The organism is Streptomyces sp. 63XJN7_1_ISO-PGPR-S23-121 (genome assembly GCF_056173025.1).
The window spans coordinates 303,491-321,254 of sequence record NZ_CM149653.1 but is presented as its reverse complement, the minus strand read 5'-3'; the positions used below and the strand labels follow the sequence as shown (position 1 = coordinate 321,254).

Sequence of the window (17,764 nt, the reverse complement as noted above, 5' to 3'; positions counted from 1 at the left end):
GACTGGGACTATCGGCGCCGTCCGAACTGCCGTTCGGCGGGTGCCGTGGGTGCCGCTGCAGGTTGTGGATTCAGGTGAGCCGACACCGAAGACGTCATGGTCGAGCGCCGGCGAGCAGCCTGCGCCCGGCGGTTGGGCACAGGGTTTCGGCTGGTGTGCTGGATGCGAGTGATCAGGACGCGGGCGGGCTGACGGGCGGTATGTAGTTCGCGTTGGGCGACTGCTTCCTTGAGGAGCTGGTGGGGTGTGTGGCCGCCGGCTTCGGCATCGGCGAGAACGGTGGCGAGGGCCGGCCAGGCAGGGTCAGTGAGGATGCGGTCGGCGTAGTCGGGTATGGCTGCGCGGACATCGCGGACGAGGGAGCGACTGGCCTGGTCGTTCGGATGGCGAGTGGCGAGGCTGTCGATGATGGGCGTGAGGGCTCGGTCGGTGACGGTCTGGAGGTGGTGGAGAGCCTGGCGGGCGGCTTCGGCCTGGTGGGCGTGGTTCTTCGCTTCGTGCCAACGGGCGGCGACGACGGTGGCCCAGACGAGGGCGCCGAGCAGGGCCGCCAAGGCGCTGCCGTCGGGGCCGGTGGCGGTGTGTGCGATGTCGCGGGCCGCCGCGCGCAGGGTGTGGGCGACCTGGTTCTCGGCCCGGATCTGGGAGCGCTGAGCACGGACGAACGCCCGTGAAGCGGCTCGCAGTTCGGCGTGGAAGTGGGCGGGGGCATTCTGGGCGGTGGCTTCGATGAGTTCGCCGAGCGCGGTGATGTGGGCCTGAGCGTGGGAGTCGTCGGCCATGCCAGCATGGAGGATGTCGAGGGCGTCAGTGGCCTGGTGCCAGGGGGTACTGGGGCGCTCTCGGCGGGCGGTGGGGTGTTCCTCTGGCGGGGTGGTTTCCAGGCGGGCCTTGAGCCTGGGGAGGGTGAGGTCGGGAGCGATCTTGCCGCCAGGGTGGAAGATCTGTTCGCCGTCTTTGTTGAGGTCGCTGGGGCGGCCGACGGCGTAGCCGAGGAGGTCTCCGGACGGTCCGCGGCGCGGCTTGACCGCGATGCCGTCGGCTTCGAGGTAGGCGAGGAGTTCTTCAGCGCTGCCGGCGTGGGGGATGGCGGCGCGGATGCGGTCCTGGAGCCAGGCGCGGCTGGTCTGCTCCCAGCCGAGGCGTTCGGCCTTGTGCATCTCGGCCTGGGTGGGGCGGCGTCCGGCGGTGCGGTCGCCCTTCTTCAGTTGGCGTAGGCCGTAGTCCTTTTCGACCTGGCGGCAGGCGTCGCCTACGCGGATGCCGCTGTCGTGGAGTTTGGGACGGCGGCCATCTTCGCGGACGGTGGTGGCGAGGATGTGGATGTGGTCGTCCGCGTGACGTACTGCGATCCACCGGCAGGCCAGGTCGTCTCCGGGTGGGGCGATGCCTGCGGCTTCGACGATCTGCTGTGCGATGTCGGCCCACTCCGTGTCGGAGAGGTGCCGGTCCTCGGGGGCTGATCGGACGGGGCAGTGCCAGACGTGGTCGGTGACCTTCTTTCCGAACTCGCTGTTGCGGAGCCGTACGGGCTCGTCGAGGTGGCGGGCGAGCTGGGTGAGGGTGGCGTCGGGGTTCCGGCCGGGATCGGGCATGCCGAGCATGGCGAAGCCCGCGACGATGTGCGGATCGAGATGTTCATCGTGCCGACCGGGGCCGTAGAGATAGGCGAGCAGGCCACGAGTGTTGGCCCCGGTCGGCTTGATGGCGGCTATCACGCGGCTTGGTCCTTCCTGGGGTCGGCGGGTTCGCGCAGGGCCTCGGCGATCAGTTCCAGCAGGTGGTGTAGCTCGTCGAGGCGGTGACGTACGTCGGGTGGGGTGAGGTCGCTGTTGAGGGCACGGGCGATCTGGTTGACGTTGACGCCTATGCGGTTGAGTTCGCGCAGCACCTGGGCGCGGAACATGTGGGTGCGGCGACGGTCCTCGGACAGCGGCAGGTTCGCGGTGAACCGACCGGTGATGAAGGCGAGGACGATGTCGGCGGCGAAGCCCGATTCCCCCTTGTAACCGTGTTCACCGGCGGCCTCCTGGAGGCTGGCATGCTCGTCGCCGGTGAACCGCAGCGGTCCGACGCGGACGGTCCGCTTGGTGCCGGTGAAACGACGGATCGCCGGTTGGACGCTCTGCGCTTCTCGCTCGCCTGTTGGCGGCTCGGTGGTGGGTGTGGGGTGGAGGATCTGCTGCTGGACGGTATGGAGCTCGTTTTGGTCGGGGCCGCCCTCGGCTCCGACCTCCCGGTCCGGCGCCCCCTGGCGCTGGGCTGTCTCCGCCACCCCTGGGGCGGAGACCCCCGAAGGCCGGCCTTGAGTCGGACTCGGGGTACTACTGGCTCCGCCAGGGGCCGTCCGTCCGAACGCCTGCCGCAGACGTGCCAGCAGCGTAGGAGACTGCGGCGAGTCAGGTGGCTCAGAGTGGGTGTCCTCAGGCTGGCGCTGATTGTGCGTCAAGGGAGATGCTCCATGTACGGCTGGGCGTGCGGGGTGGCGATGCTTGCGCGGCGCGGTCGTCGCGTTGTCCACAGGTGTGGAAAGCTGCGGGCCGGTTGGCCGATGCTCGGGTGACCGGAGGGGTTCCGGTCACCCGAGCAGGCCGGGGTCAGCGCCTGGAGACCTCTATGCCAGCTGCTTCGAGTTCCGGCCGAAGTAGTTCCATCACCTCGGTCTGCCGCTCACTGCCGATCGTCAGGTCTCGGTCCTTCACTGCCGCTCGAAGCAGGCCGCGCGTGAGCTTGCCGTGCTGATGACCGGTCGTCCGTCCGATGTTCGCCAGCTCCGCGATGGTCGCTTTCGGCGGACGACCACCGCTCGACTTGCTCTCCGGAACCTGGGGCGCAGGTTCCGTCCGCTCGTCACCGGAGACCGGCGAGAGATCAGGAGCGGCGTCTGGCCGGTGGCTGTGGTTGATGTCGCCGACCGATCGTTCCTGCGCCTTTACGGAACCCCTGTCCGAGGAGCCGTCGGGCGGTGCGACGAGCTGGTGGATCTGTCGCATCAGGACGCCGAAGGCGACCATCGCGGCGGCCGGAGGAACGGCTGCGACCACGTAGTCGAGGAGCGGGACGCTGCGCGCGTTGTCCGTTCCGCTGACCCCGGCGACGTTCAACGCGATGGAGCCGACTGATCCGGCAACGGTCACGGCGATTGCCCAGGGGTCGGTTATGCGGCGCAGCGCTGCGCGCAGCATGAGCAGTTCGCCCGCGACGATGAACGCGTCCAGGGTGGCGGGCCAGGCCCAGCGGCGGATGGGGGTTGCTCCGAGCCCGTGTTGGCCGGCGACGTCGGCGAGGTGCGCGTAGGAGAGCCAGAACGCTCCGGCTGTCAGGGCGACGATGACGAGGCCAGCCGCGCCGAGCACGAGTTGCTCGGCGTCAACCCGCTTCGTCGGCTGCCTTTCGCTGCGGACGTCGGCTCGCGGCTGGGGTGCTTGCGTGGTGAGGTGCGGGGCGGTCAAGCGGGAAACTCCTGGGGGTGGTGGTGTGGGGCGTCTTTGCCGTCTCAGCCGTTGCAGGTGCAGGTCAGCGCGGGACGGCAGCGCTCCGGACGTGCCGTCCTGGCGGGCAGCGCCAGCGTCTTGTCCCGATTCGGGACAGGGAGGCGGCGGCTTCGGTTCGGGCTCCGCCTTGGGACGGCTTGTCCCTCACCGGGACGGTTGCGTTATGGCAGCCGTCCCGGCAAGCAGGACTGTGACCTGCGGCGATACGGCGAGGACGCCTGGGACGGGGCAAGACGGATCTGGACGCCGTCCCCTGCGGGCTGCACGTTCTCAGGCGCGTGCGCTGCCGTCTTGCCCTCGGCTGCCGTCTTGCTGGCGTGTGCCCTGACCTGCACGATCACGGCAGGGACGGCAAGTACGGCAACCAGGGAGGTGAGGGTCAGGCTTCGCCGCGACGAGCGTCGACGGGGTGGACGGTCGGGCAGTACCGCCGCCAGGCGTCGAGGAACTTGTTGCGCATGTAGCCCTTGCGCTGCGTCCGATCGGCCATGCGTACATTGCCGGGCCGGATGTCGTAGTCCCGCAGCATCCCGCTGAGCTCCCGCGAGGTCAGCCCGAAGCGTCCACGCTCTCCCCACGGTGCTTCTGCGTCCGCGTTCAGGTGGTGCAGAAGGTCTTCGGTTGAGAGGCTGTCCGCCTCTCGCTGGGCGAAGAAGACCCGTCGGATATCGGCGAGGATGCGCGCCCCGCTCGGGTGGTCCTCCTCGGCCGCCACCTCGGCGGCGACCATTCGGGCGCACGCGATCCGCGCGAGCCGTGGCCAGCGACCACCGACCAGGTCGGCGACGATCACCAGGGGCTCCCAGGTGTCGGCGGCTCGATCCTCGACCGGCATTTCCGGCTCCAGGATCGCGGCATCCTCCAGCAGTGGGAGGGCCCAGGCGCGGATGCGGTCGCGTAGCTCGTGCAGAGCGGGGATGTCGCGTCGCGAGCGGAAGGGTTTGACCTTCTCGCCCTCGGCCCGGCGGCGCATGCGGATGACGACCGATCGATCCATGACCGTGTCCGGCAGGTCACCGATGCCCGCAATGGCCGCCATCGCGAAGGTGGCGAACTTGTGCGGGGTGTGGTCGTTGCCAACGACCCGGGTGACATACCGGCCGCGCTGGTGGCCGGCGTTGAGGAGGCCGCGTGTCTCCTCGTTCTTCTCCGCGACCTTGGGGCCGAAGATGGTGTCGGCCTCGTCCACCAGCAGGGTCGGCGGCTCCTCTTCGTTGATCGAGCGGAAGATGGCCGCTGGCGTGGTGTTGATGGTAAGCATCGGCTCGTTGACCGTCTCGGTCAGCACGTCCAGGAGCCGCGACTTACCGCACCGCTTCGCAGGACCCACCACTGCCAGTCGTGGGGCGTGCTGCCACGCGGGCTGGAGCTGCGTCGCCGCCACCCACAGGGTGATCGCGTCCAGCGCCTCGGAAGAGGGTGGGATCACGAACTGGGCTATCTGGGAGCGGAGTTCATCCAATAGCTCCGAGCCCGGCGTCGGCTCCCCGTCGGGGATGACCTCCAGGCCCCTCGCCGGGTCCGCCTCGCTACTGCCGTCGGCCGGACCGTCGTAGGCGTCCGCTGTGGCACTGTCGGCCTGGTCGGGGCGCAGGTGCGAGCCGGGCCGGCCGGGGATGGCTGTGGCGGGCCAGGCCGCTCGGACGGAGGCGGAATAGGGGTCGGGGTTCTCGGGTTGCATTGGGCGGCTCCTCGTCTGGCGGCGCCGGGCTTGCACGCCCCTGCCGCCGGGTCGGATCTCACGGGATTGCTGGGGAGTCTCGGGGCCTCCGGCGTTGCACCGCCGGAGGCTCTCCCCGTGCTCGCGGGGGCTTCGGTACCGCGAGCGACCACGGACAGTACGTCCACGCCATGCCACAGTCCAGCTTTCCTGTGTCAGCTCAGCGCAGAATGGCTTATGACGCATCAGACGCCTCACGCAGCCAGCCCCAGCAAGGCCAACAGGTCTGCAGTCACTACTCGGTAGGCGTTCCCGAGTCGAAGCACCCTGCACGGGTACTGGCCGCGCTTGGCCAGCTCGTAGCCCTTGCTCCGACCGAGCCCCAGCGCCCTATTACCCGTCTCCAGGTCAATGGCCGCCGGAAGCCTCAGAAGCTCCTCGCGACTCATCCCCTTCGCCCATCCGGCATCTTCGTTCTCGCGCATACGCACTCCATCCATGACTGAGCCCACAGCGAACGCGACCTTCGCGTCCGTCTCCAGGTCTTGGAATCAACGCTAAGCGAGCTAATGTGTCTCCATGACACAACGCCGTAGCCATCCTAGAGAGAAGCAGGCCGACGACGGGGACGACGTCCCGGAGTGGGTGGACCAGGTCATGGCCACCGTGGCCGCCGAGGTCCGCAGACGACGGAAGGAACTGGGATGGAGCGCACAGGACTTGGCCGACAAGTGCGAGGAGATCGGCCACCCGATCCCTCGCAACGTCATCGCCAACATGGAGTCCGGGCGCCGCTCCAACCTGCCTTTGGTCGACGTCATGGTGCTGGCCGAGGCGCTGAACACCCCGCCCATCTGCCTGCTCTATCCCGTGGGCTACGTCGAGGACGTTCAACGCCTTCCTCTTCAGCACCCGACCACATCGCTGAACGCGCTGCGCTGGTTCACCGGGGAGGAGACCGCCCTCGGCGCGGACGACGACATGCTCCGCTATTTCCGCGCCCACCACACCGCGCAGGAGCAGATGCGCCGCGCACAGCAAGACGAGGAACACGCCCGCTACCAGGCCAAGACCGCCAACAACGCGGATCGAAAGGCCGAGGCCCTGCGAGCTCAAGCGCAGGCCGCCGTAGCCGCCGAGAAGGCCAAGACACGCCTGCACCGGGTCCGCGCCTTCATCGAGGAAGAGGGCGTCACGCCCCCATACCTGTGGCCCGACGTCATCAGCGCCATCGAATCGACCGGCACCGACCCCGACACCACCGAGGAGAATGATCTTTGAAGGGCTCCACCTACCGCCGCTGCTCCTGCCGGGACCCGAAGACCGGCAAGGAACTCGGCACCTCCTGCCCCAAGCGCAACAGCAGGAACCACTGCACCTACTCCGTACGCCAGGAGCTCTCACCCCGCGAAGGCGGCACCCGCCGTTCCTTCGCCCGTGGCGGATACGGCAGCCTCAAAACGGCCCAGGCCGATCTCGACCACGTACGCGCGCTCCTCGGGCTCGCCGACTCGGACGACCCCGAGGGCACCGAACTCATCGCCGAGATGCTGGCCGAGGTCAGCCGCGAGCGGTCTCCTCTGCCCGAGGTCGAGGAGACGCGGCGGCGCCTCAACTCCGGTCAGGACCTCATCGGCAGCCTGACCGTCGCCGAATGGCTCGACCGTTGGCTGGCCGGCAAGCGCATACGCAAGTCCGGCCTCAACCGCTACGAGACCGACATCCGCGTCCACCTGAAGCCACGCATCGGCGACCGGCGCCTGGACCGACTACGTGTCAGCCACCTCAGCGAGATGTTCACCGAAATCCGCGACGCCAACGCCCAGATCCTGGAGGACAACGCCCAACGCCGAGCCGCACTTGACGAGTTGGCGACCGTCCCATGGAAGGGCGCAGAGCACCGTGCCCGCCGTAAGGCGATGAAGGCCGCGATCGACGAGATGCCACCCTTCCGGCGCATCACCGGCCCCGCCACCCGTCAGCATGTGAAGGCGACCCTTCGCGCGGCTCTGAACGACGCGATCGGGCAGCAGATCATCACGTTCAACCCGGCCGCCCACGTGGAGATCGACCCCGTACGCAAGCCGAAGGCGCTCGTGTGGACCGACGAGCGGGTCGCCAAGTGGGAGCAGACGGGCGAGAAGCCCTCGCCTGTGATGGTCTGGACGCCGGAACAGACCGGCGCCTTCCTCGACTTCGTCGCTGAGGACCGGCTGTACGCGATGTGGCACCTGATCGCCTTCCGGGGCCTGCGCCGGGGCGAGGCATGCGGGCAGCCGTGGTCGGAGACGAACCTCGAAACCCACTTCCTCACCGTCTCCTCCCAACTCGTCCAGGACGGCTGGGAAGTGGAAGCGTCCGACCCCAAGACCGACAGCGGCTCCCGCGTGGTCGCCCTCGACGACGACACCGTCGACGTCCTGAAGCGCCACGGCGAGAGGCAGGGCAAAGCCCGCGAGAAGTGGGGCACTGCCTGGGTCGAGACCGGCCACGTCTTCACGCAGGAAGACGGCTCCTGGCTCCATCCGGGCAAGGTCACCGACCTCTTCGAGCGCCTCGTCGCCGCCTCCGGCCTCCCGCCGATCCGGCTACACGACCTGCGCCACGGCGCGGCCACTCTCATGCTCGCCGCTGACATCGACATCAAGATCGTGTCGGACACACTCGGGCACAGCGACACCCGGATCACGCGGGACATCTACCAGAGCGTGCTCCCCCACGTCGGGAAGAGTGCCGCCGAGGCGACCGCGAAGCTCGTCCCCCTCCAGCGCAAGGCCGAGGCCGAGAAGGCCGCGCGCAAGGCCGCGAAGAAGGAGAAGGCCAGGAAGGCTGCGTCCAAGGGGGCCGGCGCCGGCAAGGGCGGCAAGCCGAAGAAGGACAAGGCGAAAGCCAAGACCAAGGCCACCAAGAAGGCCACCCGCCACAAGCCCAAGAAGTAGGTACCGAGCGGCTCCGCTCACGCATCGCTCACGCAAGCAAAGTCTCGGCACCCAGGCCGTGTGACGCGTCATGCCCTGAGCAACAGAAAACCCCAGGTCACGGGCAATGTGACCTGGGGTTCAACTGAGCCGCCTTCGGGATTCGAACCCGAGACCTACGCATTACGAGTGCGTTGCTCTGGCCATCTGAGCTAAGGCGGCGCGCTGTGCACACCATGGTGCGATCAGCAACGTCGGTAAGTCTACACAGTTTCCGGGGGTGCTTCGCACCCGCCCCGGAGGTGGGGGTCCGGGGCGGGAGGGACCGGTGGGGTGGTCACGAGCAGCGTGTGCCGTCCGCCGGCGGGGTGCCGCGCAGGAGGTAGGTGTTGATCGCCCTGTCGATGCAGGTGCTGCCGCGGCCGTAGGCGGTGTGGCCGTCGCCCTCGTAGGTGAGGAGGCGGCCCGAGGAGAGCTGGCCGGCCAGGGCCTTGGCCCAGCGGTACGGGGTGGCCGGGTCGCGGGTGGTGCCGACCACGACGATCGGGGCGGCGCCGGCGGCCTCGATGCGGTGCGGTTCGCCGCTGGGCTGCACCGGCCAGTAGGCGCAGTTCAGCGAGGCCCAGGCCAGGCCCTCGCCGAAGACGGGGGACGCCTTTTCGAAGTCGGGCAGGGCCTCGCGCACCTGGTCCGGCGTGGAGAAGGACGGCGGGAGGTCGAGGCAGTTCACCGCCGCGTTGGCGAACATCAGGTTGCTGTAGCTGCCGTCGGCCTCGCGCTCGTAGTAGCTGTCGGACAGCACCAGCAGGCCGGCGCCGTCGTGCTGCTTCATCGCCGAGCCCAGCGACTCGCGCAACTGCTGCCAGGCGCCCTCGTCGTACATCGCCGCGATCACGCCGATGGTTGCCAGGGACTCGGTGAGCCTGCGGCCGTCGGGGTCACCGGTGGGGACGGGCCTGGCGTCCAGGTCGTCGAAGAAAGCCTTCAGCTTCCTGCCCGCCTGGCCGGGTGTGGTGCCCGGCCCGCCGAGGGGGCAGCCGGCCTGGCGGACGCAGTCCTTCACGAACGACTGGAACGCCGTCTCGAAGCCCGCCGTCTGCTCCAGGTTCAGGCGGCGCGCGGACAGCGACGGGTCCATCGCGCCGTCCAGGACCAGGCGCCCCGCCCGGTCCGGGAACAGCCCGGCGTACGTCGCCCCCAGGAAGGTGCCGTACGAGGCCCCCACGTACGTCAGCTTCTCGTCGCCCAGCACAGCCCGCAGGATGTCCATGTCCCGGGCCGCCTCGACGGTCGAGACATGGCGCAGCAGCTTCGGCGCGTGCGCTCCGCAGCCCTCGGCGAACCCCTCGTAGGCGCCGACCAGCTCCTCGGTCTCCCCCGTGTCGTCCGGGGTGAAGTCCGTCCGCGTGTACGCGTCCATCCTCCGCCCGTCGAGGCACTCCACGGGCTCGCTGCGGGCCACGCCCCGCGGGTCGACGGCCACCATGTCGTACCGGGCGCGGACCTCCGCCGGGTAGCCGATGCCGGCGTACTGCTGGAGGTAGCCGACCGCGGAGCCGCCCGGCCCGCCCGGGTTGACCAGCAGGGAGCCGAGCCGCTTGCCGGGGCCGGTGGCCTTCTTGCGCGCCACGGCGAGGCGTACGTCCCCCTCGGCCGGCTTCTCGTAGTCGAGCGGCGCCTTCATCGTGGCGCACTGGAAGCCGGGGACGCCGCAGTCGCGCCAGCTCAGCCTCTGCCCGTAGTACGGGGACAGGGACGACGGCGTGGCCCCGGGCAGCGGGGCCAGGGTCGTCCGCGCCGTCCCGGTCGCTCCGCCCGCCTTCTCCGCGGCAGGGGAGCCGGCCGACGTCGACGCACCCCCGGCCGAGCAGGCGGTGGCGAGCAGCGCGGCGGCGAGCAGCGTCGTTCCGGAACGGGTCCTGCGGTGGGTACGCCTCGTGTACATCCAACGAGCGTAACTCTCCGCGACGACGCGGACGCCCTACGTGCCGACCGTGCCTCGAACGAGTACCCCGGTCAACCGCCGTCGGCGCCCCGTCAGCCCGCTCTGAGCGCCATCGTCATGGCCTCCACCGCGAGCAGGGGCGGCACATTGCGGTCGAGGGCCTCTCCGCAGGCGGCGATCGCTTCGATACGACGCAGGGTGGACTCGGGCGAACCGGCGCGGGCGAGGCGCTCCAGGACGTCCATCGAGTCGGCGTTGGCGATCGCCACGCGGGAGCCGAGCTGGAGGGCCAGGATGTCCCGGTAGAAGGTGGTGAGATCACTCAGGGCGAGGTCGAGGCTGTTGCGTTGCGTGCGCGTTCTGCGGCGCTTCTGGTTCTCCTCCAGATCTTTCATCACCCCCGCCGTACCGCGCGGCAGTCGGCCGCCCTGGGCCGCCCCCAGGGCTGCCTTGAGCTCTTCCGCCTCCTTGCTGTCCATCTCCTCGGCGAGTTCCTTGGCGTCTGCCGCCGCCGCGTCCACCAGCTCCTGCGCCGCCCTCAGCGCGCTGCCGACGTCATCGACTCGCAACGGCAGCTTCAGCACGGCGGCCCGGCGGTCCCGGGCGGCCTCATCCGTCGCGAGGCGGCGGGCCCGATCGATGTGCCCCTGCGTGGCGCGGGCCGCCGCGGCGGCGATGTCCGGCTCGACGCCCTCGCGCCGGACGAGCATGTCGGCGACGGCCTCGACCGGGGGCGTGCGCAGATTCAGGTGGCGGCAGCGGGAGCGGATCGTGGGCAGGACGTCCTCGACGGACGGGGCGCACAGCATCCAGACAGTGCGCGGGGCGGGTTCCTCCACCGCCTTCAAGACGGCGTTGCCGGACTTCTCGTTCAGCCTTTCGGCCTCCTCGACGAGGATGACCTGCCAACGGCCGTTCGCGGGTGAGGTGAAGGACTTACGGACGGTCTCCTTCATGTCCCGGTAGAGAATTTCTGCGCCCACCGCGACCACCGTGCTGACATCGGCGTGAGTGCCGATGAGTGCCGTGTGGCAGCCGTCGCAGAAGCCGCAGCCGGGCGAGCCGCCGAGGGCCCGGTCGGGACTGACGCACTGCAACGCGGCGGCGAAGGCCCGTGCCGTCCGCGTCACCCCCGCGCCGGGCGGGCCGGTGAACAGCCAGGCGTGCGTCATGCTCGACGCCTCGGGAAGAGGACCGTCGGTCGCGGCGGCGGTGACGAAGGCGTCCGCGTCCCGGGCGGCGGCGGCGAGCTGATCGCTCACCTTCTTCTGCCCGACGAGGTCGTCCCACACGGTCATGGGTCACGCCGTCCTTCCGTCACACTCCGCCGCACACTCTGCGCCGCGCCCTCCATTGTGGGGGGCGCCTCTGACAACGGGCGCCGGCCGGCGGACGCCGTCAGCGCCGCCCCCGGCCCCTCCTGCGGCCTCCGCCGTCGCCGTCGCGGCCCTTGTCCCGGTCGTCGTCGCGGTCGTCGTCCCGCGGGCCGAGCAGTTCGTCCGCCAGGGTGGGCAGGTCGTCCAGCGGTGTCTCCTCGGCCCAGTCGGAGCGGCGCCGGCGGGGCGGCTCCTGGTCGGGGTCGACCTGGGGCAGTTCACGCGTGATCTCCTGCGGCTCCCCGGACCGGTCGGGGCCGGCGGGGCCCTCCTCCCGGAAGTAGCCCGGCGGCACCCGGTCGGCCGGGTCGTCCCCGCGCACGGGGGGCAGCACCGCCGTCTCGTCCGCGGCGCCCGGCGTCACGGGCGGCAGGACCGCCGTCTCGTCGGCGGCGCGGGGGTCCACCGCCGGCAGCACCGCGGTCTCGTCCGCGGCGCCGGACGGCACCGGCGGGACGGGCAGCTCGGCCGTCACCTCGGACTCGGACACGCCGGACGCCCGGTCGTCGTCGCCGCGTCCACGGGCCCGGTCCCCCGCCGTGCCGCGCTCTTCGCCCGCGTCGTCGTCCTCTACGTCCCGTGCGTCCCGTGCGTCCCGCACCGGCCGCAGTACCGCCGTGTCCTCCGCCGAGCCGCCGGCCGCGTCGGCCGGCGTCACGACGGGCGTCGGCACGGTCAGCGCGTCCGAGGGGTCCGGCGCGGCAGGAGTGCGCCGGGGGCCGTCCGCCGCGGGCGGGGCCGCCGGCCCGGGGCCCGCCGCGGCCGCGGCCGCCGCCCGCTCCGCCGCCCGGCGTGCCTCCTCGGCCCGCATCAGGGCCTCCTCGGCCTTGCGCTGCTTCTCCAGGCGCCGGGCCTCGGCCTCGGCGCGCAGCCGCTCCTCCTCCTCGGCCTGCTTGCGGCGCCGCTCCTCCTCGGCGCGGCGGCGGGCCTCCTCCTCGGCGCGGGCCTTCTCCTCCGCGAGGAGCCGGGCCCGCTCCTCCTCCGCCTTCCGGCGGGCTTCCTCGGCCCGCTGCCGGGCCTCCTCGGCCTGCCGCTCGGCCTCGCGCCGCTGCGCCTCCTCCAGCTCGCGCCGCTTGCGCTCCTCCTCCTCGGCGCGCAGCCGCTCCAGCTGCTCGAGGCGCTCACGCTCCAGGCGCTCCTCCTCGGCCTTGCGCGCGGCCTCCTCCTCGGCCTTCCGCCTGGCTTCCTCCTCGGCCTTGCGGCGCGCCTCCTCCCGAGCCTTGATCTCGGCCTCGGACAACGGCAGCACTTGGTCGAGACGGTGCCGTACGACGGTGGTGACGGCCTCGGGCTCCTGGCCCGCGTCCACGACGAGGTAGCGGCCGGGGTCGGCGGCGGCCAGCGTCAGGAAACCGGCCCGCACGCGCGCGTGGAACTCGGCGGGCTCCGACTCCAGGCGGTCCGGCGCCTCGGTGAACCGCTCGCGCGCGGTCTCCGGCGGGACGTCCAGCAGGACCGTCAGGTGCGGGACGAGACCGTCGGTCGCCCAGCGGTTGATGCGGGCGATCTCGGTCGGAGACAGGTCGCGCCCGGCACCCTGGTAGGCCACCGAGGAGTCGATGTACCGGTCGGAGATGACCACGGCGCCGCGCTCCAGCGCGGGCCGGACCACGGTGTCCACGTGCTCCGCGCGGTCGGCCGCGTACAGCAGCGCCTCCGCGCGGTGCGACAGACCGGCGCTCGACACGTCCAGCAGGATCGACCGCAGGCGCTTGCCCACCGGCGTGGCGCCCGGCTCGCGGGTCAGCACGACCTCGTGCCCCTTGCCCCGGATCCACTCGGCGAGAGCCTCCGCCTGGGTGGACTTCCCGGCGCCGTCGCCGCCCTCCAGGGCGATGAAGAAACCGTTCGCCGCCGGGGTCGGCGCCGGGTCGTCGCCGCCGAGCAGCGCGTCGCGCAGGTCGTGCCGCAGCGGCACCCCGGAACGGTCGTCGACCTTGGCCAGCACCAGCGCGGCGACCGGCAGCAGCAGCGCGCCGACCAGCATCAGCACGAAGGCGGCGCCCCCGTGCGCGAAGACGAACCTGCCGTTCTCCAGCCGGTGCGGCCCGATCGCCGCCGCCACGACCGGCGCGATCACCGCGCCGAGCGCCACGCAGACCCGGACGACGGCGTGCAGGTGCTCGGTCGTCCGCGCCCGGCGCTGGTCCTCGGTCTCCTGGTCGAGCAGCGCGTGCCCGGTGTTGGCGGCCACGCCCGCGCCGCCGCCGGCCAGGGCGAGCAGCAGCAGCACGGTGGTGACGTCCGGGACAAGGCCGGCTGCCAGCAGGGCGACGCCGACGAAGGCGATCGCCAGGGACAGCAGCCGCCGGCGCGACAGGGACGGCAGCAGGGCCGGGGCCGTGCGGATGCCGACGACCACGCCGCCGGTCAGCACGCCGACCATCAGCCCGTACAGCACCGGGCCGCCGCCCAGGTCCTTGGCGTGCAGCACCGCCACGGCGACCACGGCGGACACGACGGCGGCGACGGCCGCGCAGGCGAACACCAGCAGCGGCACGGCGCCGGTGCGGCCCTTGTCGGCACCGGCGGCCGTCCTCGGGCGGCGCAGGCCCTCCAGCGGCGACCGGGCGCGCGGCGTGCGGGTCCCGGGCAGTTCGAGGAAGGTCACCAGGGACAGGGAGGCGGCGAACAGCCCGGCCGCCACGTACGAGGCGAGGGCCGCCTGGTGCTGGGCGAACCAGTCGACACCGGTGCCCAGCAGGTTGTTCAGCAGTCCGGCGACGACGAGCACGGCGGCGGCGAGGGGGATCGCCGCGAAGGTGGTGCGCAGAGACAGGCGGCGCAGGGCGTCCATGTGGTCCGGCAGGGGCCGTACCGTCGCGCCCTCCGGAGGCGGCGCGGGCAGCAGCGCGGGGGCCGCGCTCTCCCGGCACACGGTCCAGAAGCGCTCGGCGACGCCGGTGACGAAGCCGGTCACCAGGAGGACGGCGAGGGCGTCGTCCGGGGTCCAGTCGATCCACAGCGGCGCCACGATCAGCAGCGCTGCCCGCAGCCCGTCCGCGCCCACCATGGTCCAGCGCCGGTCGAGCGGACCGTCCTGGGAGGTGAGCGAGGTGAGCGGGCCGAGCAGGACCGCGCCGAAGAGCAGCGTCGCCAGGATGCGCACGCCGAAAACGGTCGCCACTGCGAACGCCACGCCCCGGTAGCCCCCGCCGAACGAGCCCGCGCCTATGGCGGCCTGCACGGCGAGGAGCACCAGCACCAGCAGGGCGAGGGTGTCGCCGACACCCCCCAGGAGTTGTGCGCCCCACAACCGCCTCAACTGCGGCCGGCGCAGCAGGGCGCGGACGGCGCGCTCGCGGGAGTCCGCGACCAGGGCGTCGTCCGGGGCGGGGTGAGGGGCCGTTGGCTGGTCGGCTCGCGTCATGCGTTCAGCCTATCGGGCGCGACCGACAGGCCGTGGTACCCGGCCGAACACACGCACGCCCCGACACCGAATCGATGCCGGGGCGTTCGCTCAGCGAACGAAAGCGTGCCGTGCGTGGGCCTGGGACCGGCTCAGTCCTCCGACGTCCGGGAGGCGGCCGTCTTCTTGGTGGCCGTCTTGGTCGTCGCCTTCTTCGCCGTCGTCTTGGCGGCCGTGCTCTTGGCGGTGGTCTTGGCCGCGGTCTTCTTGGCCGCCGTCTTCTTGGCCGGGGCCTTCTTGGCGGTGGTCTTCTTGGCCGCGGTCTTCTTCGCCGTCTTCTTGGCGGGTGCCTTGGCGCGCTTCTCGGCGAGCAGCTCGTAGCCGCGCTCCGGCGTGATGTCCTCGACGCTGTCGCCCGAGCGCAGGGTCGCGTTGGTCTCGCCGTCGGTGACGTACGGGCCGAAACGGCCGTCCTTGACCACGACCGGCTTCTCGCTGACCGGGTCGGTGCCCAGTTCCTTCAGCGGAGGCTTGGCCGCCGCCCGGCCGCGCTGCTTGGGCTGGGCGTAGATCGCGAGCGCCTCTTCGAGCGTGATCGTGAAGAGCTGCTCCTCGGACGTCAGCGACCGGGAGTCCGTGCCCTTCTTCAGGTACGGGCCGTAGCGGCCGTTCTGCGCGGTGATCTCGACGCCCTCGGCGTCGGTGCCGACGACACGCGGCAGCGACATGAGCTTCAGGGCGTCGTCCAGGGTCACCGTGTCCAGCGACATCGACTTGAACAGCGAGGCCGTCCGCGGCTTCACGGCGTTCTTGCCGGTCTTCGGGGTGCCCTCGGGGAGCACCTCGGTGACGTACGGGCCGTAGCGGCCGTCCTTGGCGACGATGGCGTGGCCGGTGGCCGGGTCGGTGCCCAGCTCGAAGTCGCCGCTCGGCTTGGCGAGCAGCTCCTCGGCGTGCTCGACGGTCAGCTCGTCCGGCGCCAGGTCGTCCGGCACGTCGTGGGACTGGTACTCCTCGGTGCCCTTCTCACCGCGCTCGACGTACGGACCGAAGCGCCCGACGCGCAGCACGATGTCGTTGCCGACGGGGAAGGAGGACACCTCGCGGGCGTCGATCGCGCCGAGGTCGGTCACCAGTTCCTTCAGGCCGCCGAGGTGGTCCCCGTCGCCGTTGCCGGCGTCGGCCGCGGCGACGGCGCCCTCACCGGTGCCCTCGCCGAAGTAGAACCGCTTCAGCCACGGCACGGACTGGGCCTCGCCGCGCGCGATGGCGTCGAGGTCGTCCTCCATCCGGGCGGTGAAGTCGTAGTCGACGAGCCGCCCGAAGTGCTTCTCCAGGAGGTTGACCACGGCGAAGGACAGGAAGGACGGGACGAGGGCCGTGCCCTTCTTGAACACGTAGCCGCGGTCCAGGATCGTGCCGATGATCGACGCGTACGTCGACGGGCGGCCGATCTCGCGCTCCTCCAGCTCCTTGACCAGCGACGCCTCGGTGTAGCGGGCCGGCGGCTTGGTGGAGTGGCCGTCGACCGTGATCTCGTCGGCCGTCAGCGCGTCGCCCTCGGCGACCTGCGGCAGGCGGCGCTCGCGGTCGTCCAGCTCGGCGTTCGGGTCGTCGGCGCCCTCGACGTAGGCCTTGAGGAAGCCGTGGAAGGTGATCGTCTTGCCGGAGGCGCTGAACTCGACGTCCCGTCCGTCGGAGGCCGTGCCGCCGATCTTGACGGTGACGCTGTTGCCGGTCGCGTCCTTCATCTGGGAGGCGACGGTCCGCTTCCAGATCAGCTCGTAGAGCTTGAACTGGTCGCCGGTCAGTCCGGTCTCGGCGGGCGTGCGGAAGCGGTCGCCGGAGGGGCGGATCGCCTCGTGCGCCTCCTGCGCGTTCTTGACCTTGCCGGCGTACGTCCGCGGCTGCGCCGGCAGGTACTCGGCGCCGTACAGCTGCGTGACCTGGGCGCGGGCGGCGGTGACCGCCGTGTCGCTCAGGGTCGTCGAGTCCGTACGCATGTAGGTGATGTAGCCGTTCTCGTACAGCTTCTGGGCGACCTGCATGGTCGCCTTCGCGCCGAAGCCGAGCTTGCGCGAGGCCTCCTGCTGAAGCGTGGTCGTACGGAACGGGGCGTACGGCGAGCGGCGGTACGGCTTGGACTCGACGGAGCGGACGGCGAAGCGGGTGTTCTCCAGCGCGGCGGCGAGCGCGCGGGCGTTCGCCTCGTCGAGGTGGAGGGTGTTCGCGCTCTTGATCCGGCCCAGGGAGTCGAAGTCGCGGCCCTGCGCGATCCGCCTGCCGTCCACGGTCTGGAGGCGGGCGACCAGCGACGACGGGTCGGAGGCGTCGCCCGCGCGGCCCGTGCCGAAGGTGCCCGTCAGGTCCCAGTACTCGGCGGAGCGGAAGGCCATGCGCTCGCGTTCCCGCTCGACGACGAGCCGCGTCGCGACGGACTGGACGCGGCCGGCCGACAGGCGCGGCATGACCTTCTTCCACAGGACCGGCGAGACCTCGTAGCCGTAGAGGCGGTCGAGGATGCGGCGGGTCTCCTGGGCGTCGACGAGCTTCTGGTTGAGCTGGCGCGGGTTGGCGACGGCGGCCCGGATCGCGTCCTTGGTGATCTCGTGGAACACCATGCGCTTGACCGGGATCTTCGGCTTGAGGACTTCCTGGAGGTGCCAGGCGATGGCCTCGCCCTCGCGGTCCTCATCGGTGGCGAGGAAGAGCTCGTCCGAGTCCTTCAGCAGATCCTTGAGCTTCTTGACCTGCGCCTTCTTGTCAGCGTTGACCACATAGATCGGCTGGAAGTCGTGTTCGACGTCGACACCGAGGCGGCGGACCTCGCCGGTGTACTTCTCGGGCACCTCGGCGGCGCCGCTGGGAAGGTCGCGAATGTGCCCGACGCTCGCCTCGACGACGTAGCCAGGACCGAGATAGCCCTTGATCGTCTTCGCCTTGGCAGGCGACTCGACGATGACGAGTCGGCGGCCGCCGTTCGCGGTCTCGCTGGTCGGGGACAACTTCGCTCTTCTCTCCG

11 protein-coding genes and 1 tRNA gene are annotated in these 17,764 nt (G+C 71.2%); 2 read left to right on the top strand and 10 right to left on the bottom strand.

Features of this window, described 5'->3' with window-relative positions; translation table 11 throughout:
• Positions 1-8: 8 nt before the first annotated feature.
• From AC0VYN_RS01530 to AC0VYN_RS01510, 5 genes are all read right to left on the bottom strand, one after another.
• The gene (locus tag AC0VYN_RS01530) at positions 9-1,718 is read right to left on the bottom strand and encodes a relaxase/mobilization nuclease domain-containing protein (RefSeq protein WP_475534455.1); all 1,710 of its coding nucleotides are present in this window, start codon (positions 1,716-1,718) and stop codon (positions 9-11) included.
• Entirely contained in the window at positions 1,715-2,275 is a 561-nt protein-coding gene (locus AC0VYN_RS01525) for a MobC family plasmid mobilization relaxosome protein (RefSeq protein ID WP_014046745.1), read from the bottom strand. The genes AC0VYN_RS01530 and AC0VYN_RS01525 overlap by 4 nt, the downstream gene beginning before the upstream one ends.
• Before the next feature lie 322 nt (positions 2,276-2,597).
• Positions 2,598-3,452, bottom strand: coding sequence for a DUF2637 domain-containing protein (locus tag AC0VYN_RS01520; protein ID WP_475534454.1), 855 nt, complete (start codon positions 3,450-3,452; stop codon positions 2,598-2,600).
• A 421-nt stretch (positions 3,453-3,873) separates the two neighbouring features.
• Complete coding sequence (locus AC0VYN_RS01515) at positions 3,874-5,175, bottom strand: DUF3631 domain-containing protein (RefSeq protein ID WP_408061008.1); 1,302 nt, start codon at positions 5,173-5,175, stop codon at positions 3,874-3,876.
• A 233-nt stretch (positions 5,176-5,408) separates the two neighbouring features.
• Positions 5,409-5,639, bottom strand: coding sequence for a hypothetical protein (locus AC0VYN_RS01510; RefSeq protein ID WP_408061007.1), 231 nt, complete (start codon positions 5,637-5,639; stop codon positions 5,409-5,411).
• A 94-nt stretch (positions 5,640-5,733) separates the two neighbouring features.
• On the opposite strand from AC0VYN_RS01510, the gene AC0VYN_RS01505 reads away from it, so the two are divergent.
• Together AC0VYN_RS01505 and AC0VYN_RS01500 are read left to right on the top strand one after the other, a co-directional pair.
• Positions 5,734-6,435 (top strand): helix-turn-helix domain-containing protein, encoded by a 702-nt coding sequence (locus tag AC0VYN_RS01505; protein ID WP_470593576.1) that lies wholly within the window; start codon positions 5,734-5,736, stop codon positions 6,433-6,435.
• Positions 6,432-8,093, top strand: a complete 1,662-nt coding sequence (locus AC0VYN_RS01500) for a tyrosine-type recombinase/integrase (RefSeq protein WP_475534453.1) — start codon at positions 6,432-6,434, stop codon at positions 8,091-8,093. Before AC0VYN_RS01505 ends, AC0VYN_RS01500 begins: the two co-directional genes overlap by 4 nt.
• 127 nt (positions 8,094-8,220) lie before the next feature.
• On the opposite strand, the gene AC0VYN_RS01495 is transcribed toward AC0VYN_RS01500, so the two are convergent.
• The 5 genes from AC0VYN_RS01495 to topA form a co-directional block, all read right to left on the bottom strand.
• Positions 8,221-8,294 (bottom strand) — tRNA-Thr (locus AC0VYN_RS01495).
• Positions 8,295-8,409: 115 nt separating this feature from the next.
• A complete protein-coding gene (locus tag AC0VYN_RS01490) occupies positions 8,410-10,017 on the bottom strand; it encodes an alpha/beta hydrolase (RefSeq protein WP_475534452.1) in 1,608 nt (535 codons plus the stop codon).
• A 92-nt stretch (positions 10,018-10,109) separates the two neighbouring features.
• Positions 10,110-11,315, bottom strand: coding sequence for a DNA polymerase III subunit delta' (locus AC0VYN_RS01485; RefSeq protein ID WP_475534451.1), 1,206 nt, complete (start codon positions 11,313-11,315; stop codon positions 10,110-10,112).
• A gap of 100 nt (positions 11,316-11,415) precedes the next feature.
• On the bottom strand, positions 11,416-14,763 hold the full coding sequence (gene tmk, locus AC0VYN_RS01480) for a dTMP kinase (RefSeq protein ID WP_475534450.1): 3,348 nt from the start codon (positions 14,761-14,763) through the stop codon (positions 11,416-11,418).
• 131 nt (positions 14,764-14,894) lie between these two features.
• Complete coding sequence (gene topA / locus AC0VYN_RS01475; protein WP_475534449.1) at positions 14,895-17,747, bottom strand: type I DNA topoisomerase; 2,853 nt, start codon at positions 17,745-17,747, stop codon at positions 14,895-14,897.
• Between the last annotated feature and the right edge of the window lie 17 nt (positions 17,748-17,764).

What these genes read in the sequence shown, in the direction of transcription:
- AC0VYN_RS01515 (WP_408061008.1), bottom strand. Translation starts at nt 5,175, where the DNA reads ATGCAACCCGAGAACCCCGACCCCTATTCCGCCTCCGTCCGAGCGGCC.
- AC0VYN_RS01510 (WP_408061007.1), bottom strand. Translation starts at nt 5,639, where the DNA reads ATGCGCGAGAACGAAGATGCCGGATGGGCGAAGGGGATGAGTCGCGAG.
- AC0VYN_RS01505 (WP_470593576.1), top strand. Translation starts at nt 5,734, where the DNA reads ATGACACAACGCCGTAGCCATCCTAGAGAGAAGCAGGCCGACGACGGG.
- AC0VYN_RS01490 (WP_475534452.1), bottom strand. Translation starts at nt 10,017, where the DNA reads ATGTACACGAGGCGTACCCACCGCAGGACCCGTTCCGGAACGACGCTG.
- AC0VYN_RS01485 (WP_475534451.1), bottom strand. Translation starts at nt 11,315, where the DNA reads ATGACCGTGTGGGACGACCTCGTCGGGCAGAAGAAGGTGAGCGATCAG.
- tmk (WP_475534450.1), bottom strand. Translation starts at nt 14,763, where the DNA reads ATGACGCGAGCCGACCAGCCAACGGCCCCTCACCCCGCCCCGGACGAC.